Source organism: Rhizobium laguerreae, from assembly GCF_019778565.1.
Taxonomy (GTDB): domain Bacteria; phylum Pseudomonadota; class Alphaproteobacteria; order Rhizobiales; family Rhizobiaceae; genus Rhizobium; species Rhizobium laguerreae.
Genome location: NZ_JAAXQT010000005.1, coordinates 279,659 through 295,324, shown reverse-complemented (window position 1 = coordinate 295,324; position 15,666 = coordinate 279,659). Strand labels below are relative to the sequence as shown.

18 protein-coding genes are annotated in these 15,666 nt (G+C 61.1%); 9 read left to right on the top strand and 9 right to left on the bottom strand.

Annotated elements, in window-relative coordinates; genetic code table 11:
• Window positions 1–23: 23 nt before the first annotated feature.
• The 6 genes from HFO71_RS17930 to map all read right to left on the bottom strand — a co-directional run bounded on the left by HFO71_RS17930 (window position 24) and on the right by map (window position 7,455).
• Window positions 24–1,793 carry a B12-binding domain-containing radical SAM protein gene (locus HFO71_RS17930; RefSeq protein WP_221988244.1) on the bottom strand — a complete coding sequence of 590 codons (1,770 nt, stop codon included), beginning with the start codon at window positions 1,791–1,793 and terminating at the stop codon, window positions 24–26.
• A 161-nt stretch (window positions 1,794–1,954) separates the two neighbouring features.
• Window positions 1,955–2,764: an endonuclease/exonuclease/phosphatase family protein gene (locus tag HFO71_RS17925; protein WP_170269146.1), complete on the bottom strand. Its 810-nt coding sequence runs from the start codon at window positions 2,762–2,764 to the stop codon at window positions 1,955–1,957.
• A 58-nt stretch (window positions 2,765–2,822) separates the two neighbouring features.
• Window positions 2,823–4,229 carry a Si-specific NAD(P)(+) transhydrogenase gene (sthA, locus tag HFO71_RS17920; protein ID WP_131640227.1) on the bottom strand — a complete coding sequence of 469 codons (1,407 nt, stop codon included), beginning with the start codon at window positions 4,227–4,229 and terminating at the stop codon, window positions 2,823–2,825.
• 219 nt (window positions 4,230–4,448) lie between these two features.
• A complete protein-coding gene (locus HFO71_RS17915; RefSeq protein WP_168258314.1) occupies window positions 4,449–5,636 on the bottom strand; it encodes an alpha-hydroxy acid oxidase in 1,188 nt (395 codons plus the stop codon).
• 147 nt (window positions 5,637–5,783) lie between these two features.
• The gene (gene radC, locus HFO71_RS17910; RefSeq protein WP_221988243.1) at window positions 5,784–6,611 is read right to left on the bottom strand and encodes a RadC family protein; all 828 of its coding nucleotides are present in this window, start codon (window positions 6,609–6,611) and stop codon (window positions 5,784–5,786) included.
• 7 nt (window positions 6,612–6,618) lie between these two features.
• Window positions 6,619–7,455, bottom strand: a complete 837-nt coding sequence (gene map / locus HFO71_RS17905; RefSeq protein WP_077981155.1) for a type I methionyl aminopeptidase — start codon at window positions 7,453–7,455, stop codon at window positions 6,619–6,621.
• Between the two features lie 248 nt (window positions 7,456–7,703).
• On the opposite strand from map, the gene HFO71_RS17900 reads away from it, so the two are divergent.
• The 3 genes from HFO71_RS17900 to HFO71_RS17890 all read left to right on the top strand — a co-directional run bounded on the left by HFO71_RS17900 (window position 7,704) and on the right by HFO71_RS17890 (window position 8,995).
• Window positions 7,704–8,363, top strand: coding sequence for a TetR/AcrR family transcriptional regulator (locus HFO71_RS17900; protein ID WP_168258315.1), 660 nt, complete (start codon window positions 7,704–7,706; stop codon window positions 8,361–8,363).
• Between the two features lie 102 nt (window positions 8,364–8,465).
• Entirely contained in the window at window positions 8,466–8,666 is a 201-nt protein-coding gene (locus tag HFO71_RS17895) for a hypothetical protein (RefSeq protein ID WP_131663897.1), read from the top strand.
• Window positions 8,663–8,995, top strand: coding sequence for a DUF6105 family protein (locus HFO71_RS17890; RefSeq protein WP_077981153.1), 333 nt, complete (start codon window positions 8,663–8,665; stop codon window positions 8,993–8,995). The genes HFO71_RS17895 and HFO71_RS17890 overlap by 4 nt, the downstream gene beginning before the upstream one ends.
• Here the strand turns inward: HFO71_RS17890 and ruvX are convergent.
• Window positions 8,932–9,426 (bottom strand): Holliday junction resolvase RuvX, encoded by a 495-nt coding sequence (gene ruvX, locus HFO71_RS17885; protein WP_017960224.1) that lies wholly within the window; start codon window positions 9,424–9,426, stop codon window positions 8,932–8,934. The two genes, HFO71_RS17890 and ruvX, sit on opposite strands and share 64 nt — an antisense overlap.
• 179 nt (window positions 9,427–9,605) lie before the next feature.
• Between ruvX and HFO71_RS17880 the strand changes: the two genes are divergently transcribed.
• From HFO71_RS17880 to HFO71_RS17865, 4 genes are all read left to right on the top strand, one after another.
• A complete protein-coding gene (locus HFO71_RS17880) occupies window positions 9,606–10,310 on the top strand; it encodes a metal-dependent hydrolase (protein ID WP_018073401.1) in 705 nt (234 codons plus the stop codon).
• Between the two features lie 69 nt (window positions 10,311–10,379).
• Window positions 10,380–10,667 carry an Asp-tRNA(Asn)/Glu-tRNA(Gln) amidotransferase subunit GatC gene (gene gatC, locus HFO71_RS17875; protein WP_003539052.1) on the top strand — a complete coding sequence of 96 codons (288 nt, stop codon included), beginning with the start codon at window positions 10,380–10,382 and terminating at the stop codon, window positions 10,665–10,667.
• A 56-nt stretch (window positions 10,668–10,723) separates the two neighbouring features.
• On the top strand, window positions 10,724–12,205 hold the full coding sequence (gene gatA / locus HFO71_RS17870; protein ID WP_168335821.1) for an Asp-tRNA(Asn)/Glu-tRNA(Gln) amidotransferase subunit GatA: 1,482 nt from the start codon (window positions 10,724–10,726) through the stop codon (window positions 12,203–12,205).
• 107 nt (window positions 12,206–12,312) lie between these two features.
• Entirely contained in the window at window positions 12,313–12,588 is a 276-nt protein-coding gene (locus HFO71_RS17865; RefSeq protein WP_168258317.1) for a hypothetical protein, read from the top strand.
• A 49-nt stretch (window positions 12,589–12,637) separates the two neighbouring features.
• Here HFO71_RS17865 and HFO71_RS17860 read toward each other — a convergent pair whose 3' ends face one another.
• Window positions 12,638–12,895: a YjhX family toxin gene (locus HFO71_RS17860; RefSeq protein ID WP_168258318.1), complete on the bottom strand. Its 258-nt coding sequence runs from the start codon at window positions 12,893–12,895 to the stop codon at window positions 12,638–12,640.
• Window positions 12,896–13,206: 311 nt separating this feature from the next.
• Between HFO71_RS17860 and HFO71_RS17855 the strand changes: the two genes are divergently transcribed.
• Window positions 13,207–13,716: a GNAT family N-acetyltransferase gene (locus tag HFO71_RS17855; RefSeq protein ID WP_168258319.1), complete on the top strand. Its 510-nt coding sequence runs from the start codon at window positions 13,207–13,209 to the stop codon at window positions 13,714–13,716.
• A gap of 4 nt (window positions 13,717–13,720) precedes the next feature.
• Here the strand turns inward: HFO71_RS17855 and HFO71_RS17850 are convergent, their stop codons facing one another.
• A complete protein-coding gene (locus tag HFO71_RS17850) occupies window positions 13,721–14,032 on the bottom strand; it encodes a DUF1294 domain-containing protein (RefSeq protein WP_168258320.1) in 312 nt (103 codons plus the stop codon).
• Window positions 14,033–14,161: 129 nt separating this feature from the next.
• Here HFO71_RS17850 and gatB point away from each other — a divergent pair, with 129 nt between their 5' ends.
• Entirely contained in the window at window positions 14,162–15,664 is a 1,503-nt protein-coding gene (gene gatB / locus HFO71_RS17845) for an Asp-tRNA(Asn)/Glu-tRNA(Gln) amidotransferase subunit GatB (RefSeq protein WP_151519247.1), read from the top strand.
• The last annotated feature ends 2 nt before the right edge of the window (window positions 15,665–15,666 follow it).

Here is a 15,666-nt window from a genome sequence, read left to right as displayed (position 1 = left end):
AGCCGCCGTTCAAGAATTGCCACTCAATGCGCGGTCAGTTGCGCGACCTTCCTGACGTGGTTGACGGCTGCGGCGCCGCCGGCGGTCTGTGTGAAGAGGTGGAGCGTTTCCTCTTCGTCGTCGGCGACCGGCGTCAGGGCCTGATCCATGTAGGTCTTCGACTTCGCGTCCCTTGAAATCAAGAACGCCGAAATCGTCAGGCCAATGATCGTGCCGGCGAGCGAAGCATGTTTGCGGAAGGTTTCCCAGGCAAAGCGCGGCCAGAAGACGAGCGGATTCTCGCGCGGCAGGTCCGGGCGCCGCTCCGACGGCGTCTTCAGGCGCAGCAGGCCGCTTTGCAGCGGGTGCACATTTTCCAGCGGCACGGTGGTCGCGAAGGAGACCAGAACCTTGACGAGCCTTGCGAGCGGTACGCCGGTCGCCACGGCGCGGCGCAGCAGCGTCTTCATATGTTCAGGCGAATAGTAGAGCGCCCAGGCCTCGTGGTAGATGTCCTCCCATTCCTGCTTGCTCATCTTCGGATGGGCGGTGCAGACGTGCTCGACATCGTAGATGTTGAGATCGGCATCCACCTCGACGCCCTTCTTCCACAGGACCTGATGGTCCTCGGAGCCGGGCAGCGGCGTCAGGATGAAGAATTCGATGACGTCGAGCGGCAACTCTTCCTGGATGATCGTGATGTCGCGGCGGATCGATTCCGGCGTGTCGGCGGGGAAGCCCAGGATATAACCGGCGAGCGTCATGATGCCCTGCGCCTTCCAGGCGAGCAGCATTTTGCGGTATTCGGTGATCTTGTTCTGGTTCTTCTTGGCGGCGGTCAGATTGTCCGGATTGACGTTTTCGAGGCCGATGAAGACGCGGGTGACACCGGCGCGCCTGGATTTCTCGATGAAATTGGGGATCTTGTGGCAGAGCGTGTCGACCTGGATCATCAGGCCGAGCGGAATGCCGTCCCGTTCCTTAAGTTCGATCAACCGGTCGAAGATCGCTTCCCAATCCTTGTTGCGGGCGAAATTGTCGTCGGTGATGAAGAATTTGTGGATGCCCTGCGCCCAGTTCATCCGCACCAGCTTTTCGACGTCGTCGGCCGAGCGGAAGCGCGACTTGCGTCCCTGTACGTTGATGATGGTGCAGAACGAGCACTGATAGGGACAGCCACGTCCGGCATCGAAGCTGGTGCTGAGCCCGAGCGTGCGCTGGATATTGTCCTTCGGCAGGAAGGGAACCGGCGTGCCGCCGATGCCGGGAAGGTCGTTCATGAAATTATAGAGCGGCTTCAGCTCACCGGCGGCGGCATCGCGCAGCACCATGTCGAGCCGGCCCTCGGCTTCGCCGGCAAACATCGAGATGCCCATGTCGCGGCAGGCGTCGAGCCCGACCGCCTTGCCATCCAGCATCGACAGGCAGCCGGAAACATGGAAGCCGCCGATCGAAACCGGCAGGCCGGCATCGCGGAAGGGACGGGCGATATCGAGGGCGCGCGGATATTGGTTGGTCTGGACGCCGACGAGCGCGATCATGCCGAAATTGTCGTGACGCTTGAACTGCGCCAGCAGTCCGGCGATATCGATCCGCGTATTGGTCTCGTCGATCACGGTGATATCGATCGCCGTATCGTCTCCGAGCACCTTGCGTTCGGCGCATTCGGCGGCAATGCCGTAGAGCGCCGCCAGCGAATTGGAGGGGATCATCGCCCGCCACCAGCGGATGACGTAGCCGTCGTCGTCATAATGCGACGGCTTGATCAGGATCAGCTGAAAACGTCTGCGCGCACCTTCCAAGACATGGGACAAGAGTATCTATCTTTCTTTAGAAGCTTTTGCCCGAAGGCAAAAAATGGCGTTGAAGGCATAGACAGGCACGACATACCAATGCGATTTAGGAGGTCAAACTAAGGCGTAAAAAAACGGTACGGCGCGCAAACGCTTCGCGAAGTGTATCATTCCTCAATATACTACCCGATATCGAGCAGCAATGCGCGATGGTCGGAGACTTCGGGCGCCTTGACCACCTCGAATTTGGCAACCTTCATCCCCGGCGTCACCAGCATGTAGTCGGCAAAGCGGCCCCGCTTCAGATAGTAGGAGGTTCGCGTGTCTACAAGGCCGCTTCCGGTGACGAGGTCGGAAAGCCCGAGTCTAGCGAGAATCGCAAAGGTCGCGCTATCGGGCAGCACGTTGAAATCACCGCAGACGACGAGCCCTTCGTCGCCGGGCCAGACGCCCTCGATGAGCCTGACCAGCGCTGCAGCCTGTTCGTCGCGCGCCGCCGTGTCGCCCTTGCCTGCGGGATCGCGCAGGCCATGCATGTGGGCGATGGTCACGGTAGAAGCGTGCTCATGGCCGAAGAGACGGACGCAATGGGCGTTTCGCGGCCGAGGATGTTCGCCCCAGCCATCAGCGGAAAAACGGCCATGCACGAAGCCCAGCCCTTGGGCGATGACGGAATGCGTTTTGCGCACGAAGGTCGCCAGCCCGAATTCGGCGACAATGGCGGTATCGCCGTCGAAGAGTTCGCCTCTCGATGTCGGGCAGAAGAAGCCGTCGTGGCCGGGCAGGGCGGTGCTGATCTCGGTAAAGAGATTGAAGCGCTGCGGCAGCTCGACATCGCCGTCCCGATAGACCGACCAGCCCGAGCGGGTGCCGGGTGCGCGCAAAACCTCCTGCAGGCATAGCACGTCGGGATCGACCGCCGTCACATATTCAATCAGCGCCTCATGAAGCCTGCCGCCCCATGCGTTCAGCGAGATGATGCGCAATGTCATTCGCCTCCATTTTGGCGGCCGGACTGAGACGGCAGTTCCCTTGACGACGCGACGGACTTTAGAGCTCCGACTTGATGTCGCCCATCCTGTTCCAGGCATCGAGGCCGGCGATCTTGTAGGCTTCGGCGAGCGTTGGATAGTTGAAGGTGTTCTCGACGAAATATTCGACGGTCCCTTTGAGATTGAGCACCGCCTGGCCGATATGCACCAGCTCGGTGGCGCCTTCGCCGACGATATGCACGCCGAGCAGGCGGCGGGTCTTCAGCGAGAAGATCAGCTTCAAAAGCCCCGTGTCGAGGCCCATGATATGACCGCGCGACGTCTCGCGGAAGCGGGCGATGCCGCATTCATAGGGAATGCCGCGCTCCTTCATCTCTTCTTCGGTCAGGCCGCAGGTCGAGATCTCCGGCACGGCATAGATGCCGTAGGGGAAATATTTCGGCGGCTCCTTGGCGACCGCGCCGACCGCAACGCGGGCGGCGATGCGGCCCTGTTCCATCGAGGTCGAGGCAAGGCTCGGAAAGCCGACGACGTCGCCGGCGGCGTAGACGTTGGCAACCGATGTCTGGAACGTTTCCGGATTGACCTTGAGACGGCCGCGGCTGTCGGCTTCGAGGCCGATGGCCTGAAGATTCAGCGCATCAGTCGCCCCCATGCGCCCGGCGGCGAAAAGCACCATGTCGGTCGTCAGGCGTCGGCCGCTGTCGAGCGTCAGTCCGACCTTGCCGTTTTCGAGCCTCTCCACCTTGTCGGCCTTCTGGCCGAGCAGCAGCTTCATGTTGCGGTCGCGCAGCTGGTAGGTGAAATCCTCGATGATTTCCTTGTCGATGAAGTCGAGCATTGTCGCCTTCGGGTCGATGACGGTGACGGCGGTGTCGAGCGCGCTGAAGATTGTCGCATATTCGATTCCGATGACGCCAGCGCCGATAACCACCATCGATCGCGGCAGGTCCTGGATGTCGAGCAGTTCGTCGCTGTCGAGAACGGTCTTGCCGTCGAAGGGCATGTAATCGGGGCGGAACGGCTTTGTGCCGACGGCGAGCAGCACGCTGGCGGCGGTGACCTGCGTGGTCTCGCCGTCATCCTTGATTACCTGCAGCGTCGACGCATCGATGAAGCTCGCCTTGCCGCGAATATGCTGCACGCGGTTGCGGGCGAACTGGTGTTCCAGCACCTCGACCTCGTGATTGAGCGTAATCAGCAGGCGGCGGCGCAGGTCATCTGCACTGATCTCTTCCTTGACGCGGTATGACCGGCCGTAGAAGCCGCGTTCGCGCCAGCCGGAAAGATTAAGCGCAGTCTCGCGCAGCGTTTTGGAAGGGATGGTGCCGGTATGCACGGACACGCCGCCGACGCGTTTGCCCTGCTCGATGACAAGCACTTTCTTGCCGAGTTTTGCCGCCTGGATCGCGCCGCGGCGCCCTGCGGGACCGCTGCCCACCACAACGAGATCGTACTGAAGCATCATCAAGCCCCGGATTGGAAAGGAATCATATTGCGACGCAAAATGTCGCCCGTCCATCGTTAGCCGGTCAACGTTACAGATTGTTTTACGGCCACCTGATTGGTCCTGACGGGTACTTTTTCGGGCAAGTGAGCCCTGCGAGAAACAGCTTTACGTCTTGGGCCGTAGCCGACGAATACCGGCAGGGTCGCTTGCCATGCTCGGTGGCTCGACGGCTTTTCATGCACGGGTGATGTAGTCCGCGGAAATATCGCCCACCTTGGTGACGCCGAGCAACGCCATATTGCTGTGCAGTTCCGTCTTCAGGATATCGGCCGCCTTGAGCACGCCTGGTAGGCCCGCGACGGCTGCGGCATAAAGGAACGGCCTGCCCACAAACACGAAACAGGCCCCGAGCGCGAGGGCCTTCATGATGTCCGTTCCACGCCTGAAACCGCCATCGACCATGACGGCAACGCTGTCTCCAACACGGGACGCAATCTCCGGAAGGGCCTGAAGGGGAGATACGGTGCCATCGAGCTGGCGGCCGCCATGGTTGGAGACGATCACGCCATCCGCCCCGGTGTCGACAGCCCGGGCCGCGTCGTCAGGATGCATGATCCCCTTGACCACGAGTTTGCCGGACCACCTGTTGCGTATCCGCTCCAGATGGTTCCAGTTGAGATGGTCGCGCCTCCCAAAATCGCGCGTGACATTCGAAGAGATGATCGGCGCGCCTCTTGTGGCATAGGAATTTTCAAAATGCGGAATGCCGTGCCGGACGATCGTGCGCAGGAATGTGCCGGTGGTCCAGCGCGGGTGCGAGATGCCCTGCCATGCCAGGCGGAGACCGGGACGCAGAGGCGTCGAGAATCCGGCCCTTACATTGTTTTCACGGTTTGGCAGCGTGGCTGTGTCCACGGTCAGCAGAAGCGTGCGCAAGCCGGCCGCGCCGACGCGATCGATGAGAGCGTCGATACGGTCGGGCTCGCCGGGGAGATAGGCCTGAAACCATGCTTGCGGCGAAACTGCAGCTATCTCTTCCAAGGGGATAAGTGATGAACCGCTTATGATCATCGGGATTCCCGATTGATCCGCTCCTTGCGCAAGCACGATGTCACCTCGATAGGCCATCAGCGCGCTGATACCCATCGGCGCGATGCCGAACGGCGCGGCATGGGTCTTGCCGAACAGGCTAGTCTCGGTGCTGCGTTTCGAGACGTCCCGAAGGACACGAGGCCGGAAGGCATAGGCCTGGAAAGCTTCTGCATTATGCCGCAGCGACGCATTGGTCTCGGTCGCGCCGGCGATATAACCGAACAACGGCTTTGGCAGATGTCGCCGCGCCTTTATTTCAAAGTCGTCGAGGCAGAGCACGTCGCGGCAGAGCCGGGTCGATCGATCGGTGTTGCCGCTGCGGATCGTCATGGAGCTTCATCTTCTCGGTATTTCGGGCGGGCTTGTCTAGGCTGTGGTGGTGCAGGACTGCATACAATCGCGCACCACCGATTGCTGTCAACTCCAGCATTCCGCAGTCTTCTCTGCATCTCGTCGGCGATCAGCCGCAGTGTTTGTTCAGATCAACTTCAGGCCCTTCAGGCTGACATGCCCATCCTTGCCGATGATGACATGGTCGTGGACGGTGATATCGAGCGCCTTGGCCGCATCAATGATCACCTTGGTCATGTCGACGTCGGCGCGCGATGGCGTAGGATCGCCGGAGGGGTGGTTGTGGACGAGGATCATCGCCGTTGCCGAAAGCTCGAGCGCGCGTTTGACCACCTCGCGCGGATAGACCGGCGTATGGTCGACCGTACCGCGGCCCTGCACCTCGTCGGCGATCAGCACATTGCGCTTGTCGAGGAAGAGGATGCGGAACTGTTCGCGGGTCTCGTGCGCCATGGCGGCATGGCAATACTGGATGACAGAAGACCACGAGGACAGGACCTGTTTGCTCCTGAGCTCGCTCTTCAGCGTCCGGTGAGCGATAGTCGAGATCAGCTTCAGGTCGAGCGCCACGGCCTCGCCGACACCCTTTACTTCGGTCAGCAGCGCCTGAGGCGCGCCGAAGACACCCGAAAGTGAGCCGAACCGTTCGATCAGCGCCTTGGCGATCGGCTTGGTGTCACGCCGGGGGATCAGGCGGAAAAGCAAGAGCTCGAGGATTTCGTAGTCGGCCAGCGCGGTGTCGCCGAGCTCCCGAAAGCGGTCACGCAATCGCTCGCGATGGCCGTGATAATGCTCTTGGCCGGCGAGCGAGGCGGGCAGGGCGGTCCTGGCATTCGGCGCGGACGGCTTTTGCGGCCGTCCGCCAAAGAACGAGCGTTCGTCGGCGGCAAGGGACTCTTGCGTTAGGAAAGGCAGCTCGTCGTCGGAAGATGTCGAAACGGGGCCTTTCGCCATCGGACCGTCACCCGTTGTGCGACGGCAGGCCGGGGCGGTCGAGCCCACCCGGCGACAACGTGAAGATCTCGCAGCCATCGGAGGTGACGCCGACGGTATGTTCGTACTGCGCCGACAGTGAGCGGTCGCGGGTGACTGCCGTCCAGCCGTCGGCCAGCACCTTCACATGCGGGCGGCCGAGGTTGATCATCGGCTCGATGGTGAAGATCATGCCTTCGCGCAGCTCCGGCCCCTCGTTGGCGCGGCCGTAATGCAGGATATTCGGCGAATCGTGGAACAGCCGGCCGACACCGTGGCCGCAGAAATCGCGCACCACCGAACAGCGCTCGGCCTCTGCATAGGTCTGGATCGCCTCGCCGATCGCGCCGGTGCGGGCGCCGGGCCTGACGGCGGCAATGCCGCGCATCAGCGATTCATAAGTGACCTCGAGCAGCCGCTCGGCGGCACGCTTGACGACGCCGACCGGATACATCCGGCTGGAATCGCCATGCCAGCCGTCGACCACGAAGGTAACGTCGATATTGACGATATCGCCGTCACGCAGCGGCTTGTCGTTCGGAATGCCATGGCAGACGACGTGGTTGATCGAAGTGCAGGTCGATTTGGTGTAGCCGCGATAGTTCAGCGTCGCCGGATAGGCGCCGTGATCCATGCCGAAATCGAAGACGAACCTGTCGATCTCATCGGTCAGCAGGCCGGGCTTGACGATATCGGCAAGCGCATCGAGGCAGCGCGCGGTCAGCTGGCATGCCTTGCGCATGCCCTCGAATGCTTCAGCGTCATAAAGCCGGATGGCGCCCGTATTCTTCGGGGGCGCGGTAGAGGCTTCGATATAGTTCACCATTGCATCGCCTTAGCGGAGATTGTTAGATTTGTTCATAATGCAGCTATGCCGGGTTCGTCCATCACGATCAACCGCCAGGACGAGATTTCTGAGTGGATCCGATCCGCCCAACGTGCAGCCTTCCATATCCGATCGGCGGACAATCAACGGTCCGGCTCGAATATCCACAATCTTCCCAAAGGGATAGGATTGATTGCATGCAGCCTCCCCGCTACTCACCGATTGGTGACAGCGGGGAAGGGTCGATCATGCTGAATGAAGCCGTAAATCTTGAAAATTCACCCGGGGCCGGCGGCGAGCCCGAACGGCGCGTGCGTGATCGCGGCGCCACCGAGCGCGCCATCCTTGCTGCCGCCAAGGGGCTGCTCGCCGAGGAAGGCTTCCAGAATTTCGGCATCAATGCGGTTGCCCGCCGCGCCGGTTGCGACAAGCAGCTGATCTATCGTTACTATGGCGGCCTCGACGGCTTGGTCGAGGCGATCGGCACCGATCTCGGCACATGGGTGAAGGATCGCATTCCGGAAGACGCCGGCGGCATGTTCCTGCTCACCTATGGCGACCTGATGGAGCGGCTGTCGCTTCTCCTGCTCGACGCCTTGAGAAACGATCCGCTGATGCGCCGCATCCTCGCCTGGGAGATATCGGAAAACACCGAGCAGGTGAGGCGGTTGTCCGAGGCGCGTTCGAAGGCGCTCGCGCTCTGGCTCGAGCGCATGCGCGGCTCGCTGGCGCCGCCGAAGGGCGTGGATGCGGCAGCCGTCAACGCCGTCGTCATCGCCGCGATCCAGCACCTTGTGCTCGCCGCAGCAGCCGGCGGGCAGTGCGCCGGCCTGTCGCTGAAAACGCCCAAGGACTGGGAGAAGGCAGCGACGGCGCTGAAGCGCATCGTGCGCGGCGTCTACGGCTGATATCTGCTCATCCACAGGGGGCGGGCGTAGCATTAACCTTAACAAATGGTTTACGTTGCGTGGGGCTGGTTAACCCGACAGTGTGGTCTCAGCAGAGATTGTATGAGTAGAAGACCCGAGTTGACGACCATGGGAACCAAGATCGCCAAGGCAGTGTTTTTGGTGGCGGCGATGATGTTTTTCGCAGTCCTGGCGCTGGATATCGCAATTCCGACGCTGGTGCTTTGCATCATGGCATTGTCGACCTGGTTGGTCTCCCTCGATCTGCCCGTGGCGCGCAAGCATGGAGGAGAGGCCGCATGAAGTGGTTTCTGATCTTCTGGGCCGGCCCCATCGTCTTTCTGGGCGGATGGTACTGGCTCTCCTATTACGACATGAGTTTCGGCATCTTCATGCTGAGCCGGCAGGTCCATGACCTGACCTTCGAGCTTTACGGCAAGGCGCTCGGCATTCCGCCGGAGACCATCCCGCCGCTGGTTGCCCGCGCGATTGCGGTGGACAGCCTCGTCGTCTTCGCCATCCTGGCCTTCCGGAAGCGCAAATCGATCATCGCCTGGTGGAAGACGCGTCAGGCGCTGAATTCATCTCCATCAGACCTTGCCAGCAAGGATAGCCTGTCAAGCGCGCCTTGAAGGATGAAGCTTGCCGCGGCCGAATCGATCCGTTCGGCCCGCTTGGCGCGCGAAACGTCCATTTCGAGCAGCGTCCGTTCGGCGGCAACCGTCGAAAGCCGCTCGTCCCAATAGACGAAGGGCAACGCCGTCTTCTGCTCCATATTGCGCACGAAGGCGCGCGTCGCCTGCACGCGCGGACCCGCCGATCCATCCATGTTCATCGGCAGGCCGATGATGAAGCCTGCGACCTTTTCCGATTGTGCGAAGTCCAAGAGCGCCTGGGCATCGATGGTGAACTTGACGCGGCGGATCACTGTGCGCGGCGTGGCGAAACGCCGCCCGAGATCGGACATCGAAAGCCCGATTGTCTTGGTGCCGAGATCGAGGCCGGCAATCGCCTGTCGCGGGACAAGCGTCTCGGCCATTTCCTCGATCGTTAGCACCGTCATCGCCGTTTCATCCCGTCAAAACAAATTGAAGTCGCCGCCGCTTTTCTTTGCGGCCACGTAAGATATGTCCTTAGAGCATGATGCCGAAGAGTGTGAGCGGTTTTCGGACGAAATCACGCAGTCATTCTTTGATCTGGCATCGAAGCCGGCTTTGCATCACGTAATAAAGGAGACATTTCATGAAGATCACCTGGCTCGGCCATTCCGCCTTCCGCATCGAAACATCAAAGGCGAAGATCCTGCTCGATCCATTCCTCAGCTATAACGCCTCCTTTTCCGGCCAGGATATCAAGGATGTATCCGCCGGCATCACCCATATCCTGCTGACGCATGGCCATGGCGATCATGTCGGCGATACCGTGGCACTCGCCAAGGAAACCGGCGCCGTCGTTCTCGCCAATGCCGATCTCGCCGCCTGGCTCGGCTCCAAGGGCGTCGACAAGATCGAGATGGGCAATACAGGCGGCACGATCGCGCTCGGCAGCTTCTCGGCGACCTTCACCAATGCGCTGCACTCCTCCGCTCAGATTACCGAGGATGGCGTCTCGCATGCACTCGGCAACGCCAATGGCCTGATGCTGCATTTCGACGACGAAGCCTCGATCCTTGCCATGGGCGATACCGACATCTTCTCCGACATGGCGCTGATCAACGAATTGCACCAGCCTGATATCGGCTTCGTGCCGATCGGCGACCGCTTCACCATGGGCGGCGCGGTGGCGGCCCTTGCCTGCCGGCGCTATTTCAACTTCAAGACCGCGATCCCCTGCCACTACGGCACCTTTCCGATCATCGACCAGACGGCCGAAAAATTCGTTGCCGGCATGGACGGATCGAAGACGGATGTGAAGGCGATCAGGCCTTCCGAGAGCCTGTCGATCTGACGAAATCCCGTTGCGTCAGGCGGACATGGCCTTTATAGCGAGTAGGAAAAATCCTATCCGGAGAATGCCATGTCCGTCGATCTTGCCACCGTGAAGCGCGTTGCCCGCCTTGCCCGTATTGCCGTCTCCGAGGACGAGGCAAATCGCATGGTCGGCGAGCTGAACGGCATCCTTGGCTTCGTCGAGCAACTCTCCGAAGTGAATGTCGACGGCGTCGAGGCGATGACGTCGGTGACCCCGACGGCGATGAAGAAGCGGACCGATGAGGTGACCGACGGCAGCAAGGCAGCCGATATCGTCGCCAATGCGCCCGTCACCGACCACAATTTTTTCCTGGTGCCGAAAGTCGTTGAATAAGGCTTCGAAGCCTCTTTCCGACCCTGTTGCCATTCCAGATCTGAAGCGAAAACACGATGAGCGAACTCACCAGCCTGACCATTGCCGAAGCCCGCCAGAAGCTGCGCGCCAAGGAAATCACCGCGATCGAACTGACCGAAGCCTATATCTCGGCGATCGACGCAGCCAATGACCGGTTGAATGCCTATATCAAGATCACGCCGGATCTCGCCCGCGTCATGGCGAAGAACTCCGACGAGCGCATCGCTGCCGGCAAGGCCGGCGAACTCGAAGGCATTCCGCTCGGCATCAAGGATCTCTTCGCCACCGTCGGCGTTCACACCCAGGCCTGCAGCCACATTCTCGATGGTTTCGAGCCGCGTTATGAATCGACCGTCACGCAGAACCTCTGGGATGACGGCGCCGTCATGCTCGGCAAGCTGAACATGGACGAGTTCGCCATGGGCTCGTCCAACGAGACCTCGCATTACGGCGCTGTGATCAATCCCTGGCGTGCCGCAGGCTCCAACCAGCAGCTCGTTCCCGGCGGCTCGTCGGGCGGTTCGGCCGCAGCCGTCGCCGCGCATCTTTGCGCCGGCGCGACCGCGACCGATACCGGCGGCTCGATCCGCCAGCCGGCCGCCTTCACCGGCACCGTCGGCATCAAGCCGACTTATGGCCGTTGCTCGCGCTGGGGCACCGTCGCCTTCGCCTCTTCGCTCGACCAGGCCGGCCCGATTGCCCGCGACGTACGCGATGCCGCAATTCTTTTGAAGTCGATGGCAAGCGTCGACGCAAAGGACACCACATCGGTCGATCTGCCGGTGCCGGATTACGAAGCAGCTCTGGGTCAGTCGCTGAAGGGCATGAAGATCGGCATCCCGAACGAATACCGTGTCGACGGCATGCCGGATGAGATCGAGACCCTCTGGCGCCAGGGCATCGCCTGGCTGAAGGATGCCGGCGCCGAGATCGTCGACATCTCGCTGCCGCACACCAAATACGCCCTTCCGGCCTATTATATCGTCGCTCCGGCCGAGGCATCCTCGAACCTCGCGCGTTACGACGGGGTGCGCTACGGCCTGCGCGTCGACGGCAAGGATATTGTCGACATGTATGAGAAGACGCGTGCCGCAGGCTTCGGCAAGGAAGTCAAGCGCCGCATCATGATCGGTACCTATGTGCTGTCGGCCGGTTATTACGATGCCTATTACATCCGCGCCCAGAAGGTGCGCACGCTGATCAAGCGCGATTTCGAACTCGCCTTCGACGCCGGCGTCGATGCGATCCTGACGCCGGCAACGCCGTCGTCTGCCTTTGGCGTTGCCGATGAGAACCTCGCCGCCGATCCGGTGAAGATGTATCTGAACGACATCTTCACGGTGACGGTCAACATGGCGGGCCTGCCGGGCATCGCCGTGCCGGCCGGCCTCGACCACAAGGGCCTGCCCCTCGGCCTGCAGCTGATCGGCAAGCCCTTCGACGAGGAAACCCTCTTCAAGACCGCTCACATCATCGAGCAGGCAGCCGGCCGGTTTACGCCGGCCAAGTGGTGGTAACGGATCTAAGGATCCGAAAGATCGCAGCTGCCGACCACGAAGCGGTTGGTGCCGTCGGCTTTGCCGCGTGGTTGACTGATTGATAGCCGGAACCAGGAGAAGGTTTTATGGCCAGCAATGATCTTGCGGAATTGATCGAGGCCGTTGATCGCCTTGCTGCCGGCGGTTTCACCATGGGCGCGGATTGGCAGGCGGTCCACGACATCTGCCAGCGCCACGAAGGCGAACAGCCGTTCGACTGGGGGCACGCCCTTTGCCATCGCATTGAGGGCGACGACCGGAACGCCGATTACTGGTATCGCCGCGCCGACAAGGCACGCGGCACAGGCACGATGGCCGACGAGTGGTCGGCGATGCGGACGGAACTCTCTGCAAAGGCTTGAGGCGATATCCCGATCGCGCCCGTTCCAGACGCGATCGGGAGTGCCGCTATTACCTGTTGTTCAGCTGCGACCTGACCAAGCTCAGCCCTCTTTCGGTGATCCGGTAGGGGTGGCCGCTTGAGGACTTGATTGCCTTCAGTCGCTTCAGCCTGCGGAAGAGATCGAGGTCGACGCCGGGATAGAGCCAGCCGTCGCGGGTGAAGCAACTGACCGCCTCGATCTTCCTGTCGTCGTCGTGGGTAATTTCAATGCGGCCGCCTTGGGCCATGAGATGCAGGATGCGCTGCTCCGTGCGAGAAATGTCCATGTGTTGAGATCCGGTATCGCGCCCGTCAGGGCGCACAAAAACGATCTGGCGCTCATTCGAACGTCAGGGCTTCGTTTTTTTCGGGCCCATGCGCGCAAGCGAACTTGCGGGCAGGGCCTTTACCGGGTCTCAGGCAGGCTCAACATAAAACACCTCGATAAGACCTATTATTCAGCCCGGAAAATCCGGTCAAGAGCGTACTTATCTCTCTAAACCAGTCGAAAACCGCGGTTTCGGTCGATCATCCCGTTGGAGCTACTGGTAAAATCCGCGACTCAATGGTCTAGTTGACGCGTTACGCGGAGGTGTCGTTGATCCACATTCGCAATGCCCGCGACGGTGAAGCGGAGCTATTGAGCGAGATCGGGCTCAGGGCCTGGCAAAAGGCGATGGCGTCGATCGGCGAATCGGACGCGATGACCGACGCGGCGCGCAGCGCCTTCCGGAACTTCGTGGAAAACGACTGGCTGACCATCACCGTCGTCGAGCAGAACGGCCAGGTCGCAGGCTGGGCGGCGCGCGAGGGATTGGACGAAACCATCTCGGATTTCTGGATCGACCCCGCTTTCAACCGCCAGGGCCTCGGTTCGGCTCTTCTTGAGCGCATCGAAAAGGATATTGCCGATCAGGGCTTCGAGAAGGCGGCGATGCAGACCCATTCCGGCAACGGCGAGGCGATCGGCTTTTTTCAGAAGCACGGCTACAGCATTCATTGGCTCTCGGTCGCCTACAATCCGAAGCTCGATCGCGACGTCCCCTCCGTCGGGCTAACGAAACAGCTGGTCTCCGACGGCCAAGGTGGGTATGGGCTGGAATTCTGACGCTTCAAAAATCCCGAGGAAGCAGAAGGCTCCATTGCGGCACGAAGGCCAGCACAGCAATCAGTGCGCCATGCAGTATCAGGATCGCCGCCAGGATTGACCGGAACGGCTCCTTTCTCGTCTTGTGCCGCAACAGCTGCTGTGCCGCCACCGCGCCAAGGCTGCCGCCGATCAGCGCAAGCAAGAGAAGCGTGCGCTCGCTGATGCGCCGCCTGCCGTGGCGCGACGCCTGCTTGTCGAAGAAATAGATCCAGAATACCAAAAGGTTCAGCGCCAGAAACAGCAAGGCCCATTTGATAATATCGGTCATCGTCATAGGGGAACCCTACCGCGGCTGCGTTAATGGACGGCAAAACCGCGATGCACGCCATGGCGAAAGCCTTGCACCGGCACGCCATTTCCTTTACCTCACCAGTGGAAAAGAACAGCCTGCAAAGAGCATCAGATGACCCTTGTCGACGTCCGCACGCCTGATCCGAAACGCTTCATCCCCGGCGCCACCGGCGACTGGGAAGTCATCGTCGGCATGGAAGTCCATGCCCAGGTGCTGTCCAATTCGAAGCTCTTCTCCGGCGCTTCGACGGAGTTCGGCAAGCCGCAGAATTCGAACGTCTCGATGGTCGACGCCGCCATGCCCGGCATGCTGCCCGTCATCAACGAGGAATGCGTCAGGCAGGCGGTTCGCACCGGCCTCGGCCTGAAAGCCCAGATCAACAAGCGCTCGCTGTTTGATCGCAAAAACTATTTCTATCCCGACCTGCCGCAGGGCTATCAGATCTCGCAGTTCAAGGATCCGATCGTCGGCGAGGGCAAGATCGTCATTTCGCTCGGACCGGACCGTCAGGGCCAGTTCGAAGACATCGAGATCGGCATCGAGCGCCTGCATCTGGAGCAGGATGCCGGCAAGTCGATGCATGACCAGCACGCGACCATGTCCTATGTCGATCTGAACCGTTCCGGCGTAGCGCTGATGGAGATCGTCTCCAAGCCCGACATGCGCTCGTCCGACGAGGCCAAGGCTTATATGACCAAGCTGCGCTCGATCGTGCGCTATCTCGGCACCTGCGACGGCAACATGGACGAAGGTTCGATGCGCGCCGACGTCAACGTCTCCGTCCGTCGGCCGGGCGAGGGTTTCGGCACGCGTTGCGAGATCAAGAACGTCAACTCCATCCGTTTCATCGGCCAGGCGATCGAATATGAAGCCCGTCGCCAGATCGGCATTCTGGAGGACGGTGGCAAGATCGATCAGGAGACCCGCCTCTTCGACCCGAACAAGGGCGAGACGCGCTCGATGCGCTCCAAGGAGGATGCGCACGACTACCGTTATTTCCCCGATCCTGATCTGCTGCCGCTCGAATTCGACGATGCCTTCATCAAGGCGCTCGAAGCCGATCTGCCGGAACTGCCTGACGACAAGAAGGAGCGCTTCGTGCGCGAGCTCGGGCTGTCGATCTACGACGCCTCGGTGCTCGTTTCCGAAAAAGCGATCGCCGATTATTTCGAAGCGGTCGCCGCAGGCCGTGACGGGAAGACGGCCGCCAACTGGGTGATCAACGATCTGCTCGGCGCGCTGAACCGCACCGGCAAGGACATCGAGCAGACGCCGGTTTCGCCGGCCCAGCTCGGCGCCATCATCGATCTCATCAAGGCAGAAACCATCTCCGGCAAAATCGCCAAGGATCTCTTCGAGATCGTGCTCAACGAGGGCGGCGATCCCGCCGAGATCGTCGAAGCGCGCGGCATGAAGCAGGTGACGGATACCGGCGCGATCGAAAAGGCCGTCGACGAGATCATCGCCGCCAATCCCGATCAGGTCGAAAAGGTCAAGGCGAAGCCGACCATGGCGGCATGGTTCGTCGGTCAGGTAATGAAGGCGACCGGCGGCAAGGCCAACCCGCAGGCCGTCCAGGCCCTCGTCAAGGCGAAGCTCGGCATCGAGGAGTAAGC

Bases quoted from the DNA above. Each gene is read 5' to 3' on its own strand.
- HFO71_RS17860 (WP_168258318.1), bottom strand. From the start codon at position 12,895: ATGGACATTTCTCGCACGGAGCAGCGCATCCTGCATCTCATGGCCCAA.
- HFO71_RS17900 (WP_168258315.1), top strand. From the start codon at position 7,704: ATGCTGAATGAAGCCGTAAATCTTGAAAATTCACCCGGGGCCGGCGGC.
- HFO71_RS17890 (WP_077981153.1), top strand. From the start codon at position 8,663: ATGAAGTGGTTTCTGATCTTCTGGGCCGGCCCCATCGTCTTTCTGGGC.
- gatC (WP_003539052.1), top strand. From the start codon at position 10,380: ATGTCCGTCGATCTTGCCACCGTGAAGCGCGTTGCCCGCCTTGCCCGT.
- gatB (WP_151519247.1), top strand. From the start codon at position 14,162: ATGACCCTTGTCGACGTCCGCACGCCTGATCCGAAACGCTTCATCCCC.
- HFO71_RS17865 (WP_168258317.1), top strand. From the start codon at position 12,313: ATGGCCAGCAATGATCTTGCGGAATTGATCGAGGCCGTTGATCGCCTT.
- HFO71_RS17850 (WP_168258320.1), bottom strand. From the start codon at position 14,032: ATGACGATGACCGATATTATCAAATGGGCCTTGCTGTTTCTGGCGCTG.
- HFO71_RS17880 (WP_018073401.1), top strand. From the start codon at position 9,606: ATGAAGATCACCTGGCTCGGCCATTCCGCCTTCCGCATCGAAACATCA.
- gatA (WP_168335821.1), top strand. From the start codon at position 10,724: ATGAGCGAACTCACCAGCCTGACCATTGCCGAAGCCCGCCAGAAGCTG.
- radC (WP_221988243.1), bottom strand. From the start codon at position 6,611: ATGGCGAAAGGCCCCGTTTCGACATCTTCCGACGACGAGCTGCCTTTC.
- HFO71_RS17925 (WP_170269146.1), bottom strand. From the start codon at position 2,764: ATGACATTGCGCATCATCTCGCTGAACGCATGGGGCGGCAGGCTTCAT.
- ruvX (WP_017960224.1), bottom strand. From the start codon at position 9,426: ATGACGGTGCTAACGATCGAGGAAATGGCCGAGACGCTTGTCCCGCGA.
- sthA (WP_131640227.1), bottom strand. From the start codon at position 4,229: ATGCTTCAGTACGATCTCGTTGTGGTGGGCAGCGGTCCCGCAGGGCGC.
- HFO71_RS17895 (WP_131663897.1), top strand. From the start codon at position 8,466: ATGAGTAGAAGACCCGAGTTGACGACCATGGGAACCAAGATCGCCAAG.
- map (WP_077981155.1), bottom strand. From the start codon at position 7,455: ATGGTGAACTATATCGAAGCCTCTACCGCGCCCCCGAAGAATACGGGC.
- HFO71_RS17915 (WP_168258314.1), bottom strand. From the start codon at position 5,636: ATGACGATCCGCAGCGGCAACACCGATCGATCGACCCGGCTCTGCCGC.